Genomic DNA, 21883 nt, shown 5'->3' on the forward strand with positions numbered 1-21883 from the left:
AAATAGCAGGATTAATCCCCTGCTATTTTTTGTTGCGCTCTAAACTTTCACAATACCCGTATAAATGTTAAAATAAATCCATATATATTTTTATAGAAATGAGGCTATTATGGAACGGATTCAGGATCTTGTGTACACGCATGTGCAGGGTGGCCAGTTTAGATGGGTTACTGTTAGCACATTGATGCTCGCATTGGGCACGATTTTGCATTTGGTGAGCCCTAGTGTGGCTGGGGTAACGCCGAACTGGACGATTGCTACGTACTGCGTAGCTATTTTATTGACTCGTCCTAGTTTGAGTCAAACCTTGGGGATTGGCCTCGTGGCGGCCCTCATCAATGTATTGACGTCTAAGTCAGCGTTCCCTTACGGCAACTTGTTGTCTGAGCCGGGTGGTGCTTTGACGGCGGCTCTCGTAACGCGCGCTATGTTGTCCATGAAGTTCCGTAAAATTGGTGGTTTTGATTTAACGCCTGTCGTGTCTGGCTTTTTAGCAACTGTTGTATCTGGCGGTATCTTTGTTACCATTTTGTGGCAAGTGCTTGGGTTGCCAAATAATGTGTACATGTACGGCATGTGGCCATTGGTACTTATCGTAGGGGCCTTGAATGGTGCCATTACACCAATCTTGTATATTCCGGCACAACGTCTATTTTCTAAACGTGGCATGTTGCCAAATGCGGACCAATTGACATCTGATCATAGTCGCTTGACTATCTTGCCTGAGCGCCAAGCTAAAATATCCATTGAGCACGTAAATTACTATCATCCTAAGGCGACTACACCATCCCTTGAAAATATCAATCTCGATGTAAATGAAGGTGATTTTCTCGTTGTTACAGGCCCTGCAGGCTGTGGTAAAAGCACCCTTTGTATGGCGATGGTAGGGGCGGTGCCTAAATTCTATGGTGGACGGCTAGAAGGCATGGTCTTCGTAGATGGTCATGCGACTACGCAAATGGAAATCCCAGAACTTGCGAACCATATCGGTGTAGTTCTGGCCGACTACGATACACAGCTCGTAACGATGACAGTTCGTGAAGAAGTAGCCTTTGCTATGGAAAACCGCGGTTATGACCGTGAAACTATTAAAGCTCGTTCTGAAGAGGTGTTTAAGCAAGTTGGCCTTGTAGGCTTAGAAGACCGCAAGATTACAAGTTTATCTGGTGGTCAACGCCAACGTTTGGCTATCGCTTCCGTATTGGCTACGAACCCAACCGTACTTGTTCTTGATGAACCGACAAGCTCTCTCGATCCAGATGGGACCGCAGAATTATATCGCCTCGTAGGTGATTTGAACCAAAAACACGGTATCACCGTTGTCGTTATCGACCATGACTTGCATGCCGTATTGCCGTATGCTAACCGCATGGCCCTCATGGTAAATGGTTCTATCGCCTGTGATGACGATGTACCGACTACGCTTCGTTACATGTACGAGCACAACATTCACGTCGATGCATTGCCATCCGTGTTTACAACCTATATGGAATTGGAACAAGCCGGCTTCCACAGCGATGAACCTTGGCTCAGCATCGAGTCTGCTATCAAGGGCTTGCACCAAATTGAAATGGCTCATGCTATTCAAACCGAGGTGCATGGTAAAAGCAACTCTCCAGCTAATCAAAGAATTACAGTAGATAATCTTGTTGATCAATCTAATATAGTAGAAAATAGACAACCAGTTCAACGTGTTGATGATGTACCAGGAAAGGACGGTGGAGCTCATGCTTAAGGTTGAAAACATCCGCTTTGGCTATGTGCCATCCGTAGATATTTTCCGAAACGTGACTTTCACTATCGAAGGAGGCGAATATATCGCTATCGGTGGTCGTAATGGTTGCGGCAAAACGACTATTACGCGATTACTTGTCGGCCTAGAAAAGGCTAGGGAAGGCCACATGTATTATAACGGCAGAGATATTACGTCCATGCCGCCGTCTAAACGGGGGCAATTTATCGGCTATGTATTCCAACAGCCAGATCGCCAAATGTTCAGACCTACCGTAGCCACAGAGGTTGCCTTCGGACCTGAGTCCTTGGGGCGCAGTAAAGCCGAAGTGAAGCGTATCGTTGATGAAGTATTGGAGCGCACAGGCATCGGCCATTTGCGTGAAGCTTATCCTCCAACATTACGCCGCGGTGAAAAGCAACGCGTTGCCATTGCTTCTGCGTTGGCTATGCAATCTAAAATCCTCATCCTTGATGAACCAACCAGTGGTCAAGATGGTAAGGAAACTAAAGAGCTATTAGCATTATTGCGTCAGCTTAATTTAGAAGGTATCACAATCCTTCTTATTACCCATGATATGGAAATCATGGCTAGCGAATGTAGCCGTGCTATCATCATGGGCAACCAAACCGTTGCCTTTGACGGCAGTCCAGAAGAATTATTCAAAAAATCTACGGATGAATTGCAAGAGTTAGGCCTTACGAAACCGCCAAGTGTGGAACTTTCACTAGCGGTACCATCCTTAGGCTATTGCAAATCTATGGATGAATTGAAATCCAAGTTAGTGGCTCAGTTGAGCGGAAAATAGGAGGGACATATGGAACGTTTAGTACCGTTAACAAAAATCTTGATGACCCTCGCTGTATCCGTGTGGGCCATCCTGTTGCGCGACTGGGTATCGCTATTGGCATTAGTCGTAGTAGAACTCGGTGCATTGTTTTTGGCAGGTTTGTTATTCAAACAACGCAAAGCCGTGTTGGCATTAACTAGCTTCGCTGTATTCCTTGGCCTCATCCAATTCCTTGGCAGCGGCGATGTAACCTCTGCCATTGTATCCGGCTTACGAATGTTGGCTATGACACTTGTCTTTATAGGCCTGTTGGCAACTACAAAATTGCAAGATCTTACGGCAGCGCTCGTAACACAATGCAAAATTCCTTATGAATATGCATTTATGTTCACTGCTGCGCTCCGCTTCGTGCCTGACTTTATTGCTGAAAGCCATGCTGTACAAGAGGCGCAAGCTTGCCGTGGCTTATCTCTAGAAGGCAACTTCATTAAGCGTATCAAATCCTATGCATCTGTTATTCAACCATTGCTATTAAAATCCTTGGGCCGTTCCGAAACAATGGCGTTATCCTTGGAACTACGTGGTTTTGGTGGCCCTACACACAGCTTTGCTGCATCCGTAGGATTGAAAAGAATCGATTATACTGTTATTAGTGCTTTAATTGCTATTACAATACTTTTATTTGTTATTGTGTAATTTTCTTATAAATCAAGTAAGAGTATGTTTTTGCTCCTATAGAAATGTACTAGCTTTAATAGTTATAATAAAAAATATGATAAAAGTATATAAGTAAAATAAGAGCTTTTTACTTATATATGCTTCAAAACGTATATGCTGAGTGGTAAAAAATGTTGTTTTTACCACTCAGTTTTGTTGTATTGGGGATATAGATGTAAAATATGTAATTTTTACCTCAAAGATGGATAAAAGTGAAATAGTATGTCATACGAATAGTTCGTCCTTTTTCTTGCGTATGTGGGCTATTTTTATATATTATGTTAAATAGAAATAAATTTTTTTAGGATACCTACAGTTTTGAGGAATACTTATGAGTGAATTAGTAATACGACCAATTACAAGGAATGATATAGCCTCTTGTTTAGATATTTATAATTATGAGGTTATGAACGGCGTAGCCACGCTTGATCTTGAACCTCGTAAGTTGTCAGAGTGGCAGGAGTGGTATGAGTCTCATAGCGATGAGCACCATCCTATTGTGGTAGGTACCATTGATGGGATTGTAGCAGGCTATGCATCGCTTTCACCATATCGACCTAAAGAGGCCTATAAAAGTACCGTCGAATTATCTATCTATATCCATCAAGATTATCGCGGTAGGGGGATCGCTACACAACTGATGGCTCATATTTTAGAAATAGCAAAAAATGATCCGTTATTGCACAATGTGGTATCCGTTATTACGGCTGGCAATGAAGGTAGCACTAAGTTACACGCGCGATTTGGCTTTACCTATTGTGGTCTAACGCCTCAAGTTGGATTCAAACATGGTAAATATCAGGATACCGAAACATACGCATTATTGGTATAATAATTAGTATAGTAAAATATATAAATTAATACGTTATACCAATGATGTATAGATTATAGATAAGGATTCGCCAGGGGTTAGGGCGAATAGGGGTGATTGAATGAACATGAAAGATGAACGGCAGTTCGTTGGATATAGTAAGTATCGCAGCCGTCTCGTGGACGGTCATGTGCATACGGAGTTGTGTCCACATGGTAGTGGTGACCGAACTGCGATGATGATAGAAAAGGCCATCGAGTTGCGTATTGAAAAGGTATGCCTTACAGAACATGCACCATTGCCAACAGCTTTTGCTGCAGAATACGGTGGTGATAAAAAGGCCTATGACACAGCGTCTTTGAAATTAAATGAAGTTGATACTTACTTAGAGTTGGGTCGTCAATTACAACGTGCGTATGGCACACATATCGATATTTCTCTCGGTTTTGAAGTCGATTATATTCCAGGCTTTGAATCAGACATTCAAGAGTTCTTGGATCGCTATGGTCCGTTGACGGATGATAATATTTTATCCGTTCACTTTATGGAAGGCGTTAATAATGCCTTTTACTGCTTAGACTACAGTGCTGAAGAATTTGAGAAAGGCTTTGGGCCGTGGATTGAAAAACAATATGAGTTATATTACAAGTATTATTCTACAGTGCGCCAAGCCGTGCGTGCTGACCTCGGTGAATATACGCCTAAACGGATAGGGCATTTTGATTTAATCAAGAAATACCAACATCACTTTGGCTTTGAACGTCATTTAGATCGTCGCAATGCGCAGGTGGTGAGCGATATTTTGCATATCATGCGCGTCCAAGGTCGCGAGTTAGACTACAACATGAGCGGCTTCTTCAAACCAGATTGTCGTGAAATGTACCCAAGCCGCTTCATTCAAGGCATGGCGGCTATCATCGGTGTGCCATTTGTATTGGGGTCTGATGCACATAGCGTGGCAGATATAGAAAACGTTTGGGGCTAGTATAAAATCATTATTATAGTAAATACATGAAATATTAACGGTTCTATTGACAATTCTATAGAACCGTTATATTATGATTTCATACTTTAATAAATTAAAGCGATAAAATAGAAAAGTATCGATATAGGTAAATTTTTTCTCATAGTGTATTGGATAGCCACATAATCCCAATGATAGTACAGAAATATGGCTTTCACAGGCGTGAGAAATAATATGAATCAATTGATAGAAAGGATGTTTACGATGGTACAGCAGCAATTACCTACTGGTTTCCGCGATGATATAGGGATCGTAGCAGAGCGTAAGGATGATGTGAGTCAATATGTGCTCGGTCTTTGTCGAAATCGTCAATACACAAAGATTTCTACGCCTCTCGTAGAGTATAAAGATGTATTCAATGGCTATGCAATGGGGCGCGGTCAACATATGTACGAATTTATGGATAGTTCTGAAGTGTCCGTCGTAATTCGTCCTGATTTGACCATGCCTATTGGTCGTTTCTTGGCGACTACAAATATTGAATTGCCTCGCACGTTCTACTATTTGGGCGATGTATTTATGAAAAATAAAAAGCACCGTGGTGATGTTAACCAAGTGACGCAAGGTGGCATCGAGATGGTAGGCTACGAAGGGCTTGAGGCTGAGCAAGAGTGTTTTAAAATTATTAAAGAGGTGAATGAAGCTCAGTTGGGCAATAGTTTATTGCTTGAGATTGGGGATGCTCGTTTCTCTCGTGCTATTACCGATGCTCTTGGACTCAGTGATGATGAAAAAGCAGAGCTCTTAGAGGCTTTATTTACTAAATATTTGCCACGATATAACGAGTTGATTTCTGACTTTAAAAATAGTGCGCTATATCCATTCTTAACTGTATGGCCTCGCTTGTTTGGTACAGTTCAAGATATTAAGGATGAGCTAAATCAGATTATCTTGCCTGCAGCGGCGCAGCGCATTTTAGATAATCTCGTAGATATGGCAAATCAAGTGGAAGCAACGGGGCAACAGGTTCGCATCGATGTATCTACGGAACCGCTTCAATCCTATTACACAGGCCTTACGTTTAGAGGCTATGTGGATGGCGTGTCTCAATACATCGTTAGCGGCGGTCGCTATGATGGCTTGCTATCTAGCTTTGATGGTACGCCGATGCCGGCAGTAGGGATGGCTTTCAATATCGACGTCTTGACTGATGTTACCTTGCAGGGTGAAAGTAAAGCTCAAGATAACGATACATTGCGTATCGCTCTTACGAAGGGGCGCGTAGAAAAGGATTTTATTCCACTCCTAGAAGCATGTGGCATTGATTGCGAGCCATTACATAATAAGGCGCGTAAGCTCATTATCTCTTTAGGTGATTCTATGGAGGTCATCCTTGCAAAGGGGCCAGATGTAACGACGTATTTGAAAAATGGCGTGGTTGATCTTGGCATCGTCGGTAGCGATGTGCTCGATGAACAAGACGATACGAGCTATGAAATGTTAGATTTACAAACGGGTAAATGCCAATTTATCTTGGCGTCCTTAGCGGGCTATGATCCTAAAGAAGGTCGCCGCCAACGAATTGGTACGAAATATCCAACCGTTACAAAACAGTACTTTGGCGCTCAAGACGTGGAAATCATCAAGATTGAAGGCTCTGTTGAGCTGGCCCCACTTGTAGGACTAGCAGATGCTATCGTAGATATTACGGAAACGGGTACCACTTTGCGTGAAAACAATCTAGAAATCTTCGATTGGCTACAGCCCATATCTACACGCTTAGTAGCAAATCCATTAGCATTAAAACAAAAGCGAAACACCATTTTTAAACTCATAGATCAGCTTTCAGAAGCAATTAATAAGTAAGATGTAGAGTGAATCATATATTTAACTAGCAATACGGATAGCTCAAGTAGGAAGAAGGACGACAGATGAAAATATATAAGGAATCATTAGAGGCGATGCTTGCCATCGTACGGAATTATACACAACAAACCACAGATATGGAGATTGAACGTCGGGTGTACGATATCATTGCTGATGTCCGCACTAACGGTGATGCGGCGCTCAAAGCGTATTCTGAAAAATTTGACGGCGTTTCCATTGAAGATTTCAAGGTGCCTCAAGAGGAAATCAACGCAGCTTATGAGTCTTTATCTGATGATTTGAAAGCCGCATTATTAAAGGCAAAGGCAAACATTACAGAATTCCACAGCCGTGAAATCGAGCAGGGCTTTGTGGACATGGATACACCGGGTATCATCCGCGGTCAAAAGGTGATTCCCTTGGCTCGCGTTGGTCTCTACGTCCCTGGAGGTACAGCCGCGTACCCTTCGACCATTATCATGACTGCTTTGCCTGCAAAAATCGCAGGGGTGAGAGAAATCGTTATGGTTACGCCCCCTCAAAAGGATGGCATTAATCCTGCCGTATTAGGTGCTGCAAAGCTTGCCGGCGTTGATGCGGTATATCAAGTGGGCGGTGCCCAAGGTGTGGCGGCCCTTGCTTATGGTACGGAAACGATTCCAAAGGTAGATAAAATCGTAGGCCCTGGCAATATTTACGTGGCAACGGCGAAACGTCAAGTATTTGGCCAAGTCGATATCGACATGATTGCGGGTCCAAGTGAAATCGGTGTTATCGCCGATGACAGCGCAAATCCAGTTCACCTCGCAGCAGATCTCTTATCTCAAGCTGAACATGATCCTCGTGCGCGCGCTATTATGGTGACTACTAGTGAAAGTTTAGCAAATGCCGTATCCGATGAGGTGGAACGTCAACTTAAACTGTTACCTCGTGAAAGTATCGCTCGTCCAGCTATTGAAAACAACAGTTACATTGCTATTATGGACAGCATTGAAGACATGTTCACGGTGATGAACGAAGTGGCGCCAGAGCATTTGGAAATCCAATTGCCAGATCCAATGAATTACATGAGCCTCGTTCAAAATGCAGGCTCCGTATTCCTCGGCGCTTATGCGTCTGAACCATTGGGCGATTATGTAGGTGGTACGAACCACGTATTGCCTACTAGTGGTACGGCGCGATTCTCATCTCCGTTAGGCGTATATGACTTTGTGAAACGTACATCTTTCACACAATTTACAAAAGAACGTTTAGAAGAAGTGGCAAAACACATTACTACATTGGCTCGTACGGAAGGTCTCGAAGCGCATGCTCGTGCCATCGAAGTACGATTTGAAAAATAGCTTATAAAAAATATTAGAAAATAAATTTGGTATCTATATTTATATGTGTATTTAAAATATACAGTGAAAACATAGATTAGAAATATAGATTATAAAAATAGATTTGAAGTATAGAGGTCGTTATGATACGCACAGGTACGGTGCAACGCACCACTCAAGAAACAGATATTACAGTAGAAATTACCCTTGATGGGGCACAAACAAGCTCCATATCCACAGGGATTGGCTTTTTTGACCACATGTTGACGCTATTGGCGAAGCACGGCCGTTTTGAACTTATGGTAGAGGCAAAGGGCGATACATATGTGGATGCTCATCATACGGTTGAGGACGTTGGACTTGCATTAGGTCAGGCCTTGGTGAAAGCTCTTGGCGATAAGGCTGGTATCGAGCGCTATGGCGATGCTTGGGTTCCTATGGATGAAGCATTGACGCAAGTTGTAATCGATTTGAGCGGTCGTCCATACCTCGTTTTCCAAGGGGAATGGAGTACGCCGATTCTAGGTGGCAACTTTGAAACAGAGTTGGTGGAGGATTTCTTCCAAGCTCTTGCGATGAGCGCTGCTATGAACTTACATGTGCGCAATTTATATGGTCGCAATACACACCACATTATTGAAAGCATGTTTAAGGCAACGGGCCGTGCGTTGCGCAAAGCAGTTACTATCAACCCAGATATCCAAGGCGTAAATTCTACAAAGGGCGTTATTTAATACAGTCATTTAATAAAGGAGAACCTATGATTTTTCCAGCTATAGATTTACAAGATGGGCGCAGTGTTCGTCTTTATAAAGGCGATTTTGCACAGGAAACGGTCATCAATCCTGATCCAGTAGACCAAGCGAAACAATATGAAGCAGCTAAAGTGGGGGCCTTACACCTTGTCGATTTAGACGGAGCCAAGGCGGGCAAGCCTGTAAATGTAGATATTGTAAAAGCAGTGCGTGTAGCTTTTACAGGTATTCTGGAAATTGGAGGCGGCATCCGTGATAAAGAGGCCGTTGATATCTATTTAGGCTTGGGCGTAGATCGGGTTATCTTAGGATCTGTAGCGCTTAAAAATCCGGAGCTTACAAAGCAGGTTATCGCTGAATACGGTGCGGAGCGCATCGTTATCGGTGTAGATGGGAAAAATGGCAAGGTCGCCGCTGAAGGTTGGCTCGACCAATCCGACGTGCCGATGACCGATTTAATTGGTGCCATGGTTGAAGGTGGGGCAAAGTATTTTATCGTTACCGATGTAGACCGAGACGGTACGATGCAGGGTGCCAATGAAGAGTTACTTGGAAATTTGCAAAAAGAATTCTCTACAGCACGCATCGTTGCCTCTGGGGGTGTTCGTAATTTGGCAGATATTAAATCCCTTGAACAAAAAGGCGTTATGGATAGCATCGTTGGTAAGGCTCTGTATGAGGGCTCGATTACACTAGAGGAAATCGCCGAGTACAATCAGCAGAAATAATAGAAATGATTGTGATGCTCTCAAATTAATTATTGATCGCAACCAATGGAATATATTGAGTGACACTCGATGGAAAGGAGCTTTATGTTAGCGAAACGGATTATTCCTTGCCTAGATGTAGATGATGGGCGCGTAAAAAAAGGGGTTAACTTTGTTAATCTCGTAGACGTAGGCAGTCCCGTAGACATTGCGGCCTCCTATGAGCAGCAACAAGCTGATGAGCTCGTATTTTTAGACATTACGGCCACCGTTGATGCGCGGACTACTATGCGCGATGTGGTTCAAGAAATCTCCACACAAGTATTTATGCCACTCACCGTGGGGGGTGGTATCAAGAGCGTTGATGATATGACGGCTTTGTTAAAAGCTGGTGCCGACAAGGTATCTTTGAACTCCGCGGCTCTCGTTAACCCTGAGCTCATCACAGAAGGGGCTCAAAAGTTTGGCAATCAATGTATGGTGGTAGCCATCGACGTGAAAACCGATGAAAAAACTGGTGAATGGTATGCTTACACTCATGGTGGGCGCAACCGTACAGAATGGAAAGCTCTCGACTGGGCTAAAGAGGCCGTAGCTCGTGGAGCAGGAGAGTTGCTAGTGACAAGTATGGACAAAGATGGCACGAAATCCGGCTTTGATATTGAACTATATAAGGCTCTAGAGTCCGTCGTAAATGTACCTATCATCGCCTCTGGAGGGGCAGGTAAGGTTGAGGATTTTATAGATCTCTTTAAGCAAACCAGCGTTACCGGTGCACTGGCGGCATCTATATTCCACTTCGGAGAAGTTAAAATTCCTGAACTCAAACAAGAACTACGAGCTCACGGAATTACAGTACGCTAAAACAGATTTAAAAAATTATTATCTCTCGTAAGTTCTTTACTAGTCTATATGTTCAGAGTTAGTTAAATAGTTTATTTATAGATAAACAGAAAATAGAAATAGCAATAGATAGAGACACAAGCTAATATAGGATAACAGATTATTGATTACTTTTAATAAAGGATAGAATATGAAACCGGATTTTGAAAAAGGAAATGGCTTGTTGCCGACGGTTGTGCAGGATGCGGAGACAAAGGACGTCCTCATGGTGGCGTGGATGAACGAAGAAAGCTTTCACAAGACACTGGAAACAAGGGAAACGTGGTTTTGGTCTCGATCTCGTCAAGAACTATGGCATAAGGGTGGCACTAGCGGTAATGTGCAGCACGTGGTGAGCATGGCCCTAGATTGTGATGGCGATACCTTGCTCATTCAAGTTAAGCCTGAAGGTCCTGCCTGTCATACTGGGCGTACAAGCTGTTTCTTTAATGAAGTAGAACGGAGTTAAACATGGCACAGCAAACACTGAACGAATTATACGAAATTATTAAAAACCGTAAGGCACAGCCAAAGGAAGGTTCTTATACGAATTATTTATTCGACAAAGGGCTCGATAAAATCTTGAAAAAAGTTGGTGAAGAGGCTACAGAGGTAGTAATCGCCGCAAAAAATGAAGATCCACAGGAGCTGATTTACGAAACAGCAGACGTGTTATATCACTTGCTCGTGTTATTAGCGGAGAAAAATATCCCATACGAAGCCATTGAAGCTGAGCTAGCGAGCCGCGAAGGGGTTGTTAGCAAGACTACGGATCGCCCAGAAATTACAAACTTATAATGTATATCCTGTTATGAGCTCGGACATATGAGCTCTGGTGGAGTTTATATGTGTTTTTTAAGTGTTATATGAGTTATATGCGTTAAGGAATAGATAGAAAGGATAGCCTATGAAAGAGATAATTCGCACATTGAAACCTTATATACCTGAGGAGCCGGCTGAAGCGGTGAAAGAGCGCCTTGGTGTAGAGCGATTGGTGCGCTTGTCGGCGAATGAAAATCCTTACGGTACATCGCCATTGGTACGGGAGGCTATCCTTAGCTATGTAACCCATAATGATGCCAACTACTATCCGGATGGCAACGCCTCCAATTTGCGTATGAAACTCGCTGACTACTGGCAAGTACAACCTGAGCAACTCGTCATCGGCGTAGGTCTCGATGAGGTCATCGCCATGGTCAATAAAACATTGATTACCGCTGGTGACTCCATCGTAGTAAGCGTGCCAGCCTTCTCGGAATATGCCTTGAATGGCCTTGTGGAAGGTGCTGAGATCCGCGAGGTGCCAGCTGATTTTGAAACAGGACAGTATGATTTTTCTGCTCTCGTGAAAGCTGTAGATGAAACGACACGCCTCGTGTGGATTTGTAATCCTAATAATCCAACGGGTACCTATGAGTCTGTTGAAGATATCCGCAAACTTGTAGCAGCTATACCAAAGGAAACCTTGGTCATCATAGACGAGGCGTATATCGATTTTGTTACCTCTGTAGCAGTTCCTACGGCACGTGCGCTCTTGGATGAGTTCCCTAATGTGGCTATCATGCGTACCTTCTCGAAAGCCTATGGCCTTGCCAATTACCGTGTAGGTTACATGATGACACCTATAGAATTGGCAAATTATATGCAAACCATTCGCTTGCCGTATAATTTGAATACCTTATCTCAAGTGGCGGCAGAAGCCGCTTTCGGTGATCAAGAATTCGTGGCGAGAACGGTCTCTCAAAATGCAGAGGAACGGTCAAAATGGGAAATCCTTTTTGACGAGCTAGGTATTCACTACTATAAGAGTGAGGCTAATTTTATTTTTTTTTCAGCGCCTGATGCGGAAGGTCTTGCAGATGCTTGGCTCAAATCAGGTTACCAAGTGCGCCGAGGTCAACGTGAAGGGTGGTTGCGTCTTACGATTCCTATGTCTCAAGATGGGGATGTTATGCGCAGGATATTAAGAGATTTCATGAATTAATTCGTACAGAATAACATACAATTCGTAATACGTTTTGTTTAATCTTATCGTGTTTTACCCTATAGAATGGAGTTTATTATGATTGCCATTATAGATTATGATGCAGGGAATACCTTCAATGTTCAGAAAGCATTAGCTTATATCGGTCTTGATGCAGTGCTAACGGCAGATCCTGAGACCATACTAAATGCTGATGGTGTTCTCTTGCCAGGTGTAGGCGCATATGCACCGGCGATGGCAGTTCTAAAAGAACGTGGTTTAGTCGATGTCATCTATGAAGTAGTAAAACGTGAAATACCTTTATTAGGTATTTGTTTAGGCATGCAACTTTTATTTGAAGAATCTGAAGAATACGGCCCAACGCCCGGTTTAGGCCTTATTCCCGGTAAGGTAAAAGAAATTCCTCGCAACCTTGGCCTTAGCGTGCCTCATATGGGTTGGAATAAAAATGTAGTACACCAGCCTCATAGTGCTTTTAGCAATGTAGATGATCAATATACATATTTCGTTCATTCCTATTATGTGGATACAGATCCTGAATATATCATATCTACTGCAAATTATGGTATCGATGTACCTGGCATTGTAGAACGAGGTAGAGTATATGGAATGCAATTCCACCCTGAAAAAAGCGGTGTCGTAGGTCTAAATTTGTTGCGTACATTTGGGACTATTACAAAAACTTATAGGAAAGCAGGAGAATAGGGATATAGCTATCTTTTATTACAGATAAGAATGAGTCATTCAGTAACCAATATATCTAGGATAATAACGGCATCTCATAGGTAGAGAATGCCGTTATTATGCTTTATAGTTATACTTAACTTTCAAAATGAGAAATTAATAATTGACACCTTGTTGATTAGTTATACAATAATGTTGTAAGTACTAACATTTTAGGAAGCCATTGTGGCATGGATACGATACATAAGTTTTATCAGTAATATTCATATACTCCATGTCACGTGATTATTGGAGGTGTTTATATGGTTATGAATGGTATTTACTTAGTTATTGCCTCCGCGTGTATTCTAATTTTAGCGTACCGCTTTTATGGGGCTTTTATAGCGGCTAAGGTACTGACATTGGATCAATATCGTCCAACGCCAGCCATGGTTCACAATGATGGTCACGATTACGTGCCAACCAACAAATGGGTAACCTTTGGTCATCACTTTGCAGCAATTGCTGGTGCAGGTCCACTTGTAGGTCCTGTTATCGCAGCACAGTTTGGGTATTTGCCTGGGGCATTATGGATCCTAATTGGTTCCGTATTAGCCGGTGCTGTACATGATATGGTTATCTTGTTTGCTTCCGTTCGTTACGATGGTAAATCGATTGCGGATATTGCTCGCGAAGAAATCAGTAAACTTGCTGGTTTTGGTGCTATGCTCGCTACCTTATTCCTATTGATTATTACCCTTGCTGGTATGGCTGTAGTAGTAGCTAACGCATTGCATAACTCTCCTTGGGGATTCTTCTCCGTATTTGCTACCATTCCAATCGCTATTTTTATTGGTATTTATTTGAAATGGTTGCGTCCTGGTAAAATCCAAGAGGCGACTATTATTGGGGTAGCCTTAATCTTCGCAGCTATCATCTACGGTCCAAATGTAGCGGCTAGCGAATATGCATCTTGGTTCACATACGACTTGCAAACCATTGAAATTATGCTTGCTGTGTATGGTTTCTTTGCAGCTGCATTGCCAGTATGGTTGTTACTTGCTCCTCGTGACTATTTGTCCACATACCTTAAAATCGGTACAATCGGTGCATTGGCTCTTGGTATTATTATCGTAATGCCTGAAATTCAAATGCCAGCTGTAACTCCTTACATCTGGGGCGGCGGTCCTGTATTGAAAGGTTCCGTATTCCCTTACATCTTCATTACTATCGCATGTGGTGCGTTATCTGGCTTCCATACTGTTATTGCTACAGGTACAACACCTAAAATGCTTACTAATGAAAAAGAAATTTTACCTATCGGTTATGGTGCGATGTTAACAGAAGGCTTCATCGCTATGATGGCGTTGATTGCTGCCACTGCATTGCATCCAGATGATTACTTTGCGATTAACTCCACAGTTGAGTCTTTCAAAGCTTTAGGCCTTCAAGTCCATGAATTGCCAGCATTGTCTGCAATGGTTGGTGAAGACTTGATGCACCGTCCTGGTGGCGCCGTATCCCTTGCAGTAGGTATGGCTCATATCTTCTCCAGATTGCCTAACATGGCTCACTTGATGGGTTACTGGTATCACTTCTGTATCATGTTTGAAGCATTGTTCATCATGACATTAATCGATGCTGGTACTCGTGTAGGTCGTTACTTACTTCAAGAATTATTAGGTCATTTCCATCCTAAATTCAACGACCAACACTGGGCTCCTGGTGTGTATGGTTGTGCCGCTTTAATTTGTATCTTGTGGGGCTACCTAGTTCTACAAGGTAATATCGGTATTATCTGGCCTCTATTCGGCGTATCTAACCAATTATTAGGTACCATGACATTGGCCGTAGGTACTACAGTTATTATGAGACTTGGCCGCAAACGCTATGCTTGGGTAACAGGTATTCCTTGTATCTTAATGGCTATCGTGGCTATCGCTGCAGACTATGAAAATGTATTCTACAGCTATATTCCTGCTGGTAAATGGATTTTAGTAGCATTTAGTGCTGCTATGTTCTTCATGATCCTTATCGTATTGGTAGAAGCCGTACGTAGTTGGATTCGCTTGTCTAGCATTCCTCAAGACTATCGGACTCAAGCTGAAATCGAAGCTGAAAGCCTTGTAAAATACGGTAAAGAAGTAAAAGCATAAGATTGATTATTGCAATATATAAAGTGCACTCACATTTGTGGGTGCACTTTTAATCTATAAATTTGCTGTCTTTTTTATAAAATAGTTAGGTAATGGCGCCTTGCATGCAGAGTTTTCTGTGAGCAAGGCGCTTTTTGTATGGAAAAGAGTTTCTTATGGTCAATATGATTGATACAGGCAACACCACATGGGTATTGTGATTTGAACATGTTATAATAGGGCTATGAAACATTATATACGTTCTTATTGGACAAAATATAAACAATTGTATAAGAAAGGCCTAAAAGGCATTGCTGCCTTTCTTGCCATTGGAGCGATTATAGTCTTTGTACTAGCAACCATTGCTAGTCGTGGAATGGGCGTTATTTTTAATGAGGTTATGGCTCGACAAACTATGATGCGCGGTACGGTTACTGTTGAAAGTTTATCTGCTACACCATGGGGAACTTTGACTTTTACAGGCCTTGTTTGGAAGGACCCAGAAGGGCATGAGTTGCTCAATGCACCAAGTGGGAAAGTCCGCGTCAATATGTGGGATGTGGTGACACGTAATTTTAAGTCCTCCGCTATCAAGGGCATTGAATTAGATGATGCGGTTATAGTCATTGATTTGGACGATAATAATCGGTTGGATTTCGCGCCCATATCTCCAGATGTAAATAAACCAATTAATGAGGTAGAGCCTCGTCCAAAAGCACCTAAAAAGACCACACAAGAACGGCAAGAGGAACTAGGTAAGAAAGTACGTAACTTTAATTGGCAAGGTCAACATTTAGATCTTAAGATTACACTTAGAAATAGTCAGTTAGAGGTTTTTAATAGAAATCGCCATTATGTGATAAAGAATGTAAACTCAAAAATTGATCTTGATAGTAAGCGAGCGATTCGTATCGATATGGAGACGGGCAAATTTGGTGGTACCGCCATAGGGGATGGTCTCGTATTAAAAGGTCGTGTAGATTTAAAGGATGTTTTAAAGCATCGCATGCCTCAACTGGATCTACAATTTGATGTGAAAGGGGTGGATCCATCATCACTAGGCTTTGGTGAGAATATTCATGATGCTATGACCTTGCTTACAAAGGTAACAGGTGATTTTAATCGTCCCTTAGCTAAAGGTCGTGTGACGATGCCTATTTTACGCATTCCTGCACTTACTTTTGAGAATGTAGTAGGAGATGTGACGTACCAAGATGGTATTTTAAATTTTGAAAACGTTAGTGCCAATGTATACAGCGGTAAATTGGAGGCTAAAGGTGTATATAATTTGGACACTCGGGCCTATACGATTACAGGCGTAGCAAAGGATTTAGATAGCAGTGTAGCCCTCAAGGCTCCTGAGTTTCTCGTGCCCGTATCGGCAAATTTGAACTTTAAAAGTGAAGGCCAACCTCGAGACATGGAGGTATGGGGTAACTTCTGGTCTGGTGAAGGGCACTATATGCTAATTCCGATTCAAAGCATTACGGGAAACTTTCACAATAAAGGACGGCATTTATCCTTTAGCGATGTGAACGTACATACGAAAATCACTACTATTACTACGGATGCTTTGCGTATCGATGATGGACAGCTCACGATGGGGCCGCTTAATATTACTTCTCACGGAGGCAGTAATTTCATTCTGTATGATGAGTCATTTGATGAAATTGATGAAAATATGACTCGTATTAAAGATGATATGAAACAAGCTAAGGAAAATAGTAGGCGTGCTTCTGACTCTGCAAAAGGCATCGACAAATCTGGCCTTACAGCGCCGGACATGAAAGAATCCATGAAGGATCTGAAACGGAGTATGGATACGGCAAAAGATAGTTTAGATAATCTGTCAAAAAACAGTAAGCAATAAACTGTATTGAGCCGTAAAGGGTAAGAGTAATAATAAAGTAACAATATAAAGTAACGGAAATAATAAACTAGCAAAATCAAAAAAGAAAGCAATTCATCATGGTGATGAGTTGCCTTCTTTAAGTTATAAGGTGCTAAATTATATGTAGATATACGAAAGATTTATTATCTGTTTAATCCGTTAGAGCGTACGTATTCGGTATTTTCTGTGCCTTTGGTAGCTGTTTTGGTATTAGTTCGTTTTACCGTAATAAGAGGTTTCTTTTCTTTGGTTTCCTCTTCTTCGTATGGAATTACTTTATCTCCTTGATCCGGTAAAAATGTTTCGATACCGTTTCGTTTGCCTTTTTGCGTGTTTGAATCAGTGGCCAATTGGCTTTGTTGTGGAACGATATATATTTCGTCTTTATTGATGGTTACATCATTTAACAAGAGTTTGAATGCGTTCGGACTTACATATAGAATTCCGTCCACCATACGTGCTGCAGGCAGTAAAGATTCGGATGTATCAAGGTTGATGATTTGCAATTTACCCTTGCGCACGACTTGTTTAGAGTCTGGTTGTACCGCTAATGTAGCAATATTCATATCGATTAATGCCGTTTTTGTAGGGGCATCCCAAGATACTTTATAACCTAATGCTTCTGATACTTGACGTAACGCTACGAGTGGTTGACCGTCAACATAGATAACATTTGGTTTATTATCTATGGGCTCTAATAATATGCCATCTACATTGATATAATGCTGTGTCGTTACTGATGCAGGTCTTTTTAAACTCTGTGTCGTTGTAGCTGTCTCCGTTCCGACTGCTGCCTGGGCAGGTTGCACCATTCCACTTGTGAAAGCTAGCGCTCCAACGGCTATACCGGACAAAATCAGTTGTTTTAATTTCATGGTAACCTCCATTGTGTATAAAACGTAGCGATAAATTATAATGGGTAATATAACATGGATATATGAATATTATATTATGAACTTTAATTTTACACAATCTATATAGTAAATGATAGATATGATTTACTATAGATTTACTGTATGAATTATAAAGGGGGAAATTCTATTAAAAAGGGAGATTCTCTTATTAGATGGTTTATAGGAGGAAGTAGTGCTATAGGTCGTTCTTTATATGCTATAATTAAGTGTTACATGAATTATTTAGTATATCTAATTATAGAGTTATAGAATTTATAGAAAGAGGTTCCTTATGGCATCCGGCAGATCTGAAAAAGAGTTACAAGGGGTAACGATGTTAGGTCACAAGACCGATTATCCTACTGATTATGCGCCACAGGTGTTGGAGGCGTTTGATAATAAGCATCCTGATAATGATTACTTCGTTAAGTTTAACTGTCCTGAGTTTACAAGTTTGTGTCCTATGACAGGTCAACCAGACTTTGCCACAATCTATATTTCTTATGTGCCAGATAAGAAGATGGTAGAGTCCAAGTCTTTGAAGTTGTATCTGTTTAGTTTCCGCAATCATGGGGACTTTCACGAGGACTGCATCAACATTATCATGAAAGATCTTGTGAAGTTGATGAATCCTAAATATATCGAGGTGTGGGGTAAGTTTACGCCGCGCGGTGGTTTATCTATCGATCCATATGCTAACTATGGCAAGCCTGGTACTGAGTGGGAAAAGACGGCAAAAGAGCGCCTTCATTTTCATGACATGCAGCCTGAGCGCGTAGCATACCGTTAATATGGCATACGAATATTTAACAATGGTCGCATCCTTTATTACTTGTTTTATGATGGGTGTGACCTTGTCTTTACAACCTGCATCAATAATCGTAGAGACTCATACTCATTTAAGAGAACAAAGTAAATGGACTCGCTGGAACGGATATATCATCTTTGTGTTGCTCCTATTTGTGTTAGATATGCTCGTAACGAATGGTATATATATTGCGTTTCACGATGTATATGGTAATCTTTTTAACATTGGTTATCTTGATTTCGATCCCATGGACATGTTCTTTAGTGAAAGCTTTCAAATAGGCGTTATTCTAGTCTTTTCGCTTGTGTTGTTTCAAGTATTAGGGCTTGTTGATTTAGCCCATGGAGAACGGGATTTATCCTTTTATTATGACCAAGTAGATGCAGGTAAACAGAAGTCATCTTGGATGGAGCGCTACATGGGGAGTCAAAGAGGCTCTCTTGGAGCGAGCTTGGTGGGCTTGCTCTATATGCTGAGAATGACGATAAAAACAATGTGGCCTTATATCGTGTGCCTAGTGTGGTTTAAAATCCTAGCTATACTTGTAAATGTATTAGTGTCTCCGAGTATTAACCGAATTATGCATGCTGATAATGAATTGACGACCCTAATCATTTTCGACCCATATATTATCACCTATGTAGTTGCTGGTTTCTTATGGGGTCATGTAGCATTACATCATGATGTAACTAAAGTATCGCACTTAGTTAGTAGCATGGCTATATCTCTTATCCCTCGTCTTACAGTCTTGGTAGGAGCAATTTTCTTTATTGGATTGGCCCTCATCATTATAATGGTACCCATCACATGGGATGGGGTACTTGACGCACTTACAAAAAAATAGATAAAGCTAGTTATTTCCTGTATTTTTAGGGTTTTAAAAGTCGTTCTCATTCTCTTGACAATGAAATGATTCAAATGTTAGAGTATGGTTGTATTAATTGGAATACATAAACGGTTATACTCCGTATATGGTGAATAACAAGGTGCAATATAAAATCGTCCTTGGGATGTTCCTAAGGACGATTTTTATCATCTATCGCTAGAGGGAGAATTAGATGAGTATAGTAACAAACCAAACAACTGAACTTATTGGTAAAACACCGATATATCAATTGCCAAATACCAATATTTATGTAAAGCTTGAAAAATATAATGTAGGCGGTTCTGTAAAAGACCGTGCCGTACTCGGTATGTTACAGGCTGCAAAAGAGCAAGGTCGTATCCATGAGGATAGCATCATTGTAGAAGCCACAAGTGGTAATACGGGGATCGCTCTTGCTATGGTAGGCGCTATTTTACATATTAAAACAGTGATTATCATGCCTGAAAGTATGAGTAAAGAACGCCGAGAGCTTATTAAGGCGTATGGGGCGCAGCTCATCTTAACACCAAAAGAAACAGGTATGAAGGGGGCTCTTGAGCGGGCCAATGAAATTTTGGAGAAGTATCCAAATGCTTTCACCTTGGGCCAATTTGTAAATCCTGCAAACCCAGATATGCATTACCGCACGACGGGTACTGAAATTGTAGAACAAGTGCCAAATGTTGATGTATTTGTAGCGGGTATCGGTACAGGTGGTACTTTCACAGGCGTTACAAGACGATTGAAAGAACATAATCCTAATCTAAAAGCCATTGCTGTAGAGCCAACGGGATCTCCTGCTATTACCGAAGGTAAGGGCGGCCCTCACAAAATTCAAGGGATTGGGGCTGGGTTTATTCCTGAAAACTTTGACCAAACATTGATGGATGGCGTGCAAACTGTAAGTGACGAAGAAGCTTTTAGCGAGGTGCAAACCTTTATGCGTGAAAGTGGTATCTCTATTGGCCTTTCCGCGGGGGCGGCCATTGTAGCGGCAAAACGCATGGCTCGTGAGTTACCTAAGGCGAACATCGTTGTTATTGCACCTGATGGAGTAGAGAAATATTTATCCCTCTTGGACTTTGGCAACAACGAATACGTTAAATAATAGATTTCATATAGATACAATACTGAATTTTGGATTGGTATAAGAATAGGTTCTATATAGATATAAAGCCTTATATATAGGAATATAGACCCAATATGTTGTATACTAGATATATCTATATTTCTGTAGAATGTAAGTAGAGTTATTTGAGATGGAGTCACTATGATGCAAGGTTTGCGCGAATTATGGGGCAAAATTCAATATAATATTAAGCGCGTAATGGATTCTGACCCAGCTGCCACAAGTGTATGGATGGTTATATGGACATATCCGCATATTACGGCTTTGTTCTGGCATTTCTTTGCCCACCGTTTATATAAGGCGGGGTGGCCCATCTTGGCTCGTCGTGTGGCTCTCCATTCTCGTCATGTAACGGGCATTGAAATCCATCCAGGTGCGACGATTGGTCGTGGCCTCTTTATCGATCACGGTATGGGGGTTGTTATTGGTGAAACGGCTATTGTAGGTGATAATGTAACCTTGTTCCATCAAGTAACACTAGGTGGGATGTCTTCTAAAAAGGTAAAGCGTCATCCGACCATTGAAGATGATGTACTCATCGGTACGGGTACAAAAATCTTAGGGGATATTACGATTGGTGCGCGCACGAAGATTGGCTGTAATCTCGTTATTAAACATGATATTCCTAAGGATATGGTAATCTTTGAAACAGATCCAGAAAATATGTATGTCCGTAAACCTAGTCGCAATGCAGCTGCTGCACAAGCAGAGGAGAAGAAGATTCCTGATAATTACATAGAATACTATATTTAATATAAAAGCGTATTTAATATATAATCATTTTTAATATAGAGTCATATTGAATATAGAATCATACAAGCCTCTAACTATTAGATTAACTAGTAGTTAGAGGTTTTTTATGATTCGTAGAAACATGATTCCGTGAATTATTGGATTTAGATTTGGTATGTATTGTATTGGACTGGGGATATGTTTGATTTAGTATGGTTATAATGTTTTCATTAAACT

The 21883-nt window shown here is 41.5% G+C and carries 21 protein-coding genes; 20 read left to right on the plus strand and 1 reads right to left on the minus strand.

Annotated elements, in window-relative coordinates; genetic code table 11:
- Positions 1 to 109 precede the first annotated feature (109 nt).
- The 16 genes from VPHSUH08_RS04320 to VPHSUH08_RS04395 all read left to right on the plus strand — a co-directional run bounded on the left by VPHSUH08_RS04320 (position 110) and on the right by VPHSUH08_RS04395 (position 17198).
- Entirely contained in the window at positions 110 to 1735 is a 1626-nt protein-coding gene (locus VPHSUH08_RS04320; protein WP_105086831.1) for a tryptophan transporter, read from the plus strand.
- A complete protein-coding gene (locus VPHSUH08_RS04325; protein WP_105086832.1) occupies positions 1728 to 2540 on the plus strand; it encodes an energy-coupling factor ABC transporter ATP-binding protein in 813 nt (270 codons plus the stop codon). Before VPHSUH08_RS04320 ends, VPHSUH08_RS04325 begins: the two co-directional genes overlap by 8 nt.
- A gap of 9 nt (positions 2541 to 2549) precedes the next feature.
- Complete coding sequence (locus VPHSUH08_RS04330; RefSeq protein ID WP_105086833.1) at positions 2550 to 3218, plus strand: energy-coupling factor transporter transmembrane component T; 669 nt, start codon at positions 2550 to 2552, stop codon at positions 3216 to 3218.
- 352 nt (positions 3219 to 3570) lie between these two features.
- The gene (locus tag VPHSUH08_RS04335) at positions 3571 to 4071 is read left to right on the plus strand and encodes a GNAT family N-acetyltransferase (RefSeq protein ID WP_105086834.1); all 501 of its coding nucleotides are present in this window, start codon (positions 3571 to 3573) and stop codon (positions 4069 to 4071) included.
- A 100-nt stretch (positions 4072 to 4171) separates the two neighbouring features.
- The gene (hisJ, locus tag VPHSUH08_RS04340) at positions 4172 to 5035 is read left to right on the plus strand and encodes a histidinol-phosphatase HisJ (RefSeq protein ID WP_038125744.1); all 864 of its coding nucleotides are present in this window, start codon (positions 4172 to 4174) and stop codon (positions 5033 to 5035) included.
- A 243-nt stretch (positions 5036 to 5278) separates the two neighbouring features.
- Positions 5279 to 6880 carry an ATP phosphoribosyltransferase gene (hisG, locus tag VPHSUH08_RS04345; protein ID WP_105086835.1) on the plus strand — a complete coding sequence of 534 codons (1602 nt, stop codon included), beginning with the start codon at positions 5279 to 5281 and terminating at the stop codon, positions 6878 to 6880.
- A gap of 65 nt (positions 6881 to 6945) precedes the next feature.
- On the plus strand, positions 6946 to 8223 hold the full coding sequence (gene hisD, locus VPHSUH08_RS04350) for a histidinol dehydrogenase (RefSeq protein WP_105086836.1): 1278 nt from the start codon (positions 6946 to 6948) through the stop codon (positions 8221 to 8223).
- Between the two features lie 122 nt (positions 8224 to 8345).
- Entirely contained in the window at positions 8346 to 8936 is a 591-nt protein-coding gene (gene hisB / locus VPHSUH08_RS04355; protein WP_105086837.1) for an imidazoleglycerol-phosphate dehydratase HisB, read from the plus strand.
- Between the two features lie 26 nt (positions 8937 to 8962).
- Positions 8963 to 9685, plus strand: a complete 723-nt coding sequence (gene hisA / locus VPHSUH08_RS04360; protein WP_105086838.1) for a 1-(5-phosphoribosyl)-5-[(5-phosphoribosylamino)methylideneamino]imidazole-4-carboxamide isomerase — start codon at positions 8963 to 8965, stop codon at positions 9683 to 9685.
- An 84-nt stretch (positions 9686 to 9769) separates the two neighbouring features.
- Positions 9770 to 10528, plus strand: a complete 759-nt coding sequence (gene hisF / locus VPHSUH08_RS04365; protein ID WP_105086839.1) for an imidazole glycerol phosphate synthase subunit HisF — start codon at positions 9770 to 9772, stop codon at positions 10526 to 10528.
- A gap of 169 nt (positions 10529 to 10697) precedes the next feature.
- On the plus strand, positions 10698 to 11015 hold the full coding sequence (gene hisI, locus VPHSUH08_RS04370) for a phosphoribosyl-AMP cyclohydrolase (protein WP_012863731.1): 318 nt from the start codon (positions 10698 to 10700) through the stop codon (positions 11013 to 11015).
- Positions 11016 to 11017: 2 nt separating this feature from the next.
- The gene (gene hisE, locus VPHSUH08_RS04375) at positions 11018 to 11344 is read left to right on the plus strand and encodes a phosphoribosyl-ATP diphosphatase (protein ID WP_005387497.1); all 327 of its coding nucleotides are present in this window, start codon (positions 11018 to 11020) and stop codon (positions 11342 to 11344) included.
- 109 nt (positions 11345 to 11453) lie between these two features.
- Positions 11454 to 12530, plus strand: coding sequence for a histidinol-phosphate transaminase (gene hisC, locus VPHSUH08_RS04380; RefSeq protein ID WP_105086840.1), 1077 nt, complete (start codon positions 11454 to 11456; stop codon positions 12528 to 12530).
- 78 nt (positions 12531 to 12608) lie between these two features.
- Positions 12609 to 13235 (plus strand): imidazole glycerol phosphate synthase subunit HisH, encoded by a 627-nt coding sequence (hisH, locus tag VPHSUH08_RS04385; RefSeq protein WP_105086841.1) that lies wholly within the window; start codon positions 12609 to 12611, stop codon positions 13233 to 13235.
- Between the two features lie 281 nt (positions 13236 to 13516).
- Positions 13517 to 15349 carry a carbon starvation protein A gene (locus tag VPHSUH08_RS04390; RefSeq protein WP_004694192.1) on the plus strand — a complete coding sequence of 611 codons (1833 nt, stop codon included), beginning with the start codon at positions 13517 to 13519 and terminating at the stop codon, positions 15347 to 15349.
- Between the two features lie 223 nt (positions 15350 to 15572).
- Positions 15573 to 17198 (plus strand): membrane biogenesis protein AsmA, encoded by a 1626-nt coding sequence (locus tag VPHSUH08_RS04395; protein ID WP_105086842.1) that lies wholly within the window; start codon positions 15573 to 15575, stop codon positions 17196 to 17198.
- 164 nt (positions 17199 to 17362) lie between these two features.
- Here VPHSUH08_RS04395 and VPHSUH08_RS04400 read toward each other — a convergent pair whose 3' ends face one another.
- On the minus strand, positions 17363 to 18094 hold the full coding sequence (locus VPHSUH08_RS04400; protein WP_105086843.1) for a copper amine oxidase N-terminal domain-containing protein: 732 nt from the start codon (positions 18092 to 18094) through the stop codon (positions 17363 to 17365).
- A 310-nt stretch (positions 18095 to 18404) separates the two neighbouring features.
- Here VPHSUH08_RS04400 and queF point away from each other — a divergent pair, with 310 nt between their 5' ends.
- The 4 genes from queF to epsC all read left to right on the plus strand — a co-directional run bounded on the left by queF (position 18405) and on the right by epsC (position 21667).
- On the plus strand, positions 18405 to 18902 hold the full coding sequence (gene queF, locus VPHSUH08_RS04405) for a preQ(1) synthase (protein WP_004694169.1): 498 nt from the start codon (positions 18405 to 18407) through the stop codon (positions 18900 to 18902).
- 1 nt (position 18903) lies between these two features.
- Entirely contained in the window at positions 18904 to 19764 is an 861-nt protein-coding gene (locus VPHSUH08_RS04410) for a hypothetical protein (RefSeq protein WP_105086844.1), read from the plus strand.
- A 214-nt stretch (positions 19765 to 19978) separates the two neighbouring features.
- Complete coding sequence (gene cysK, locus VPHSUH08_RS04415; RefSeq protein WP_024061540.1) at positions 19979 to 20893, plus strand: cysteine synthase A; 915 nt, start codon at positions 19979 to 19981, stop codon at positions 20891 to 20893.
- Between the two features lie 162 nt (positions 20894 to 21055).
- Positions 21056 to 21667 (plus strand): serine O-acetyltransferase EpsC, encoded by a 612-nt coding sequence (epsC, locus tag VPHSUH08_RS04420; RefSeq protein WP_105086845.1) that lies wholly within the window; start codon positions 21056 to 21058, stop codon positions 21665 to 21667.
- The last annotated feature ends 216 nt before the right edge of the window (positions 21668 to 21883 follow it).

It is taken from the genome of Veillonella sp. S13054-11, from assembly GCF_002959795.1.
In the GTDB taxonomy this organism is placed as follows: Bacteria; Bacillota; Negativicutes; order Veillonellales; family Veillonellaceae; genus Veillonella; species Veillonella parvula_E.

Bases quoted from the DNA above. Each gene is read 5' to 3' on its own strand.
- hisI (WP_012863731.1), top strand. From the start codon at position 10,698: ATGAAACCGGATTTTGAAAAAGGAAATGGCTTGTTGCCGACGGTTGTG.
- hisE (WP_005387497.1), top strand. From the start codon at position 11,018: ATGGCACAGCAAACACTGAACGAATTATACGAAATTATTAAAAACCGT.
- queF (WP_004694169.1), top strand. From the start codon at position 18,405: ATGGCATCCGGCAGATCTGAAAAAGAGTTACAAGGGGTAACGATGTTA.
- hisH (WP_105086841.1), top strand. From the start codon at position 12,609: ATGATTGCCATTATAGATTATGATGCAGGGAATACCTTCAATGTTCAG.
- cysK (WP_024061540.1), top strand. From the start codon at position 19,979: ATGAGTATAGTAACAAACCAAACAACTGAACTTATTGGTAAAACACCG.
- hisA (WP_105086838.1), top strand. From the start codon at position 8,963: ATGATTTTTCCAGCTATAGATTTACAAGATGGGCGCAGTGTTCGTCTT.
- VPHSUH08_RS04325 (WP_105086832.1), top strand. From the start codon at position 1,728: ATGCTTAAGGTTGAAAACATCCGCTTTGGCTATGTGCCATCCGTAGAT.
- VPHSUH08_RS04395 (WP_105086842.1), top strand. From the start codon at position 15,573: ATGAAACATTATATACGTTCTTATTGGACAAAATATAAACAATTGTAT.
- VPHSUH08_RS04410 (WP_105086844.1), top strand. From the start codon at position 18,904: ATGGCATACGAATATTTAACAATGGTCGCATCCTTTATTACTTGTTTT.
- hisC (WP_105086840.1), top strand. From the start codon at position 11,454: ATGAAAGAGATAATTCGCACATTGAAACCTTATATACCTGAGGAGCCG.
- hisJ (WP_038125744.1), top strand. From the start codon at position 4,172: ATGAACATGAAAGATGAACGGCAGTTCGTTGGATATAGTAAGTATCGC.
- VPHSUH08_RS04320 (WP_105086831.1), top strand. From the start codon at position 110: ATGGAACGGATTCAGGATCTTGTGTACACGCATGTGCAGGGTGGCCAG.
- hisB (WP_105086837.1), top strand. From the start codon at position 8,346: ATGATACGCACAGGTACGGTGCAACGCACCACTCAAGAAACAGATATT.
- hisF (WP_105086839.1), top strand. From the start codon at position 9,770: ATGTTAGCGAAACGGATTATTCCTTGCCTAGATGTAGATGATGGGCGC.
- VPHSUH08_RS04335 (WP_105086834.1), top strand. From the start codon at position 3,571: ATGAGTGAATTAGTAATACGACCAATTACAAGGAATGATATAGCCTCT.
- VPHSUH08_RS04400 (WP_105086843.1), bottom strand. From the start codon at position 18,094: ATGAAATTAAAACAACTGATTTTGTCCGGTATAGCCGTTGGAGCGCTA.
- VPHSUH08_RS04390 (WP_004694192.1), top strand. From the start codon at position 13,517: ATGGTTATGAATGGTATTTACTTAGTTATTGCCTCCGCGTGTATTCTA.
- hisD (WP_105086836.1), top strand. From the start codon at position 6,946: ATGAAAATATATAAGGAATCATTAGAGGCGATGCTTGCCATCGTACGG.
- epsC (WP_105086845.1), top strand. From the start codon at position 21,056: ATGATGCAAGGTTTGCGCGAATTATGGGGCAAAATTCAATATAATATT.
- hisG (WP_105086835.1), top strand. From the start codon at position 5,279: ATGGTACAGCAGCAATTACCTACTGGTTTCCGCGATGATATAGGGATC.
- VPHSUH08_RS04330 (WP_105086833.1), top strand. From the start codon at position 2,550: ATGGAACGTTTAGTACCGTTAACAAAAATCTTGATGACCCTCGCTGTA.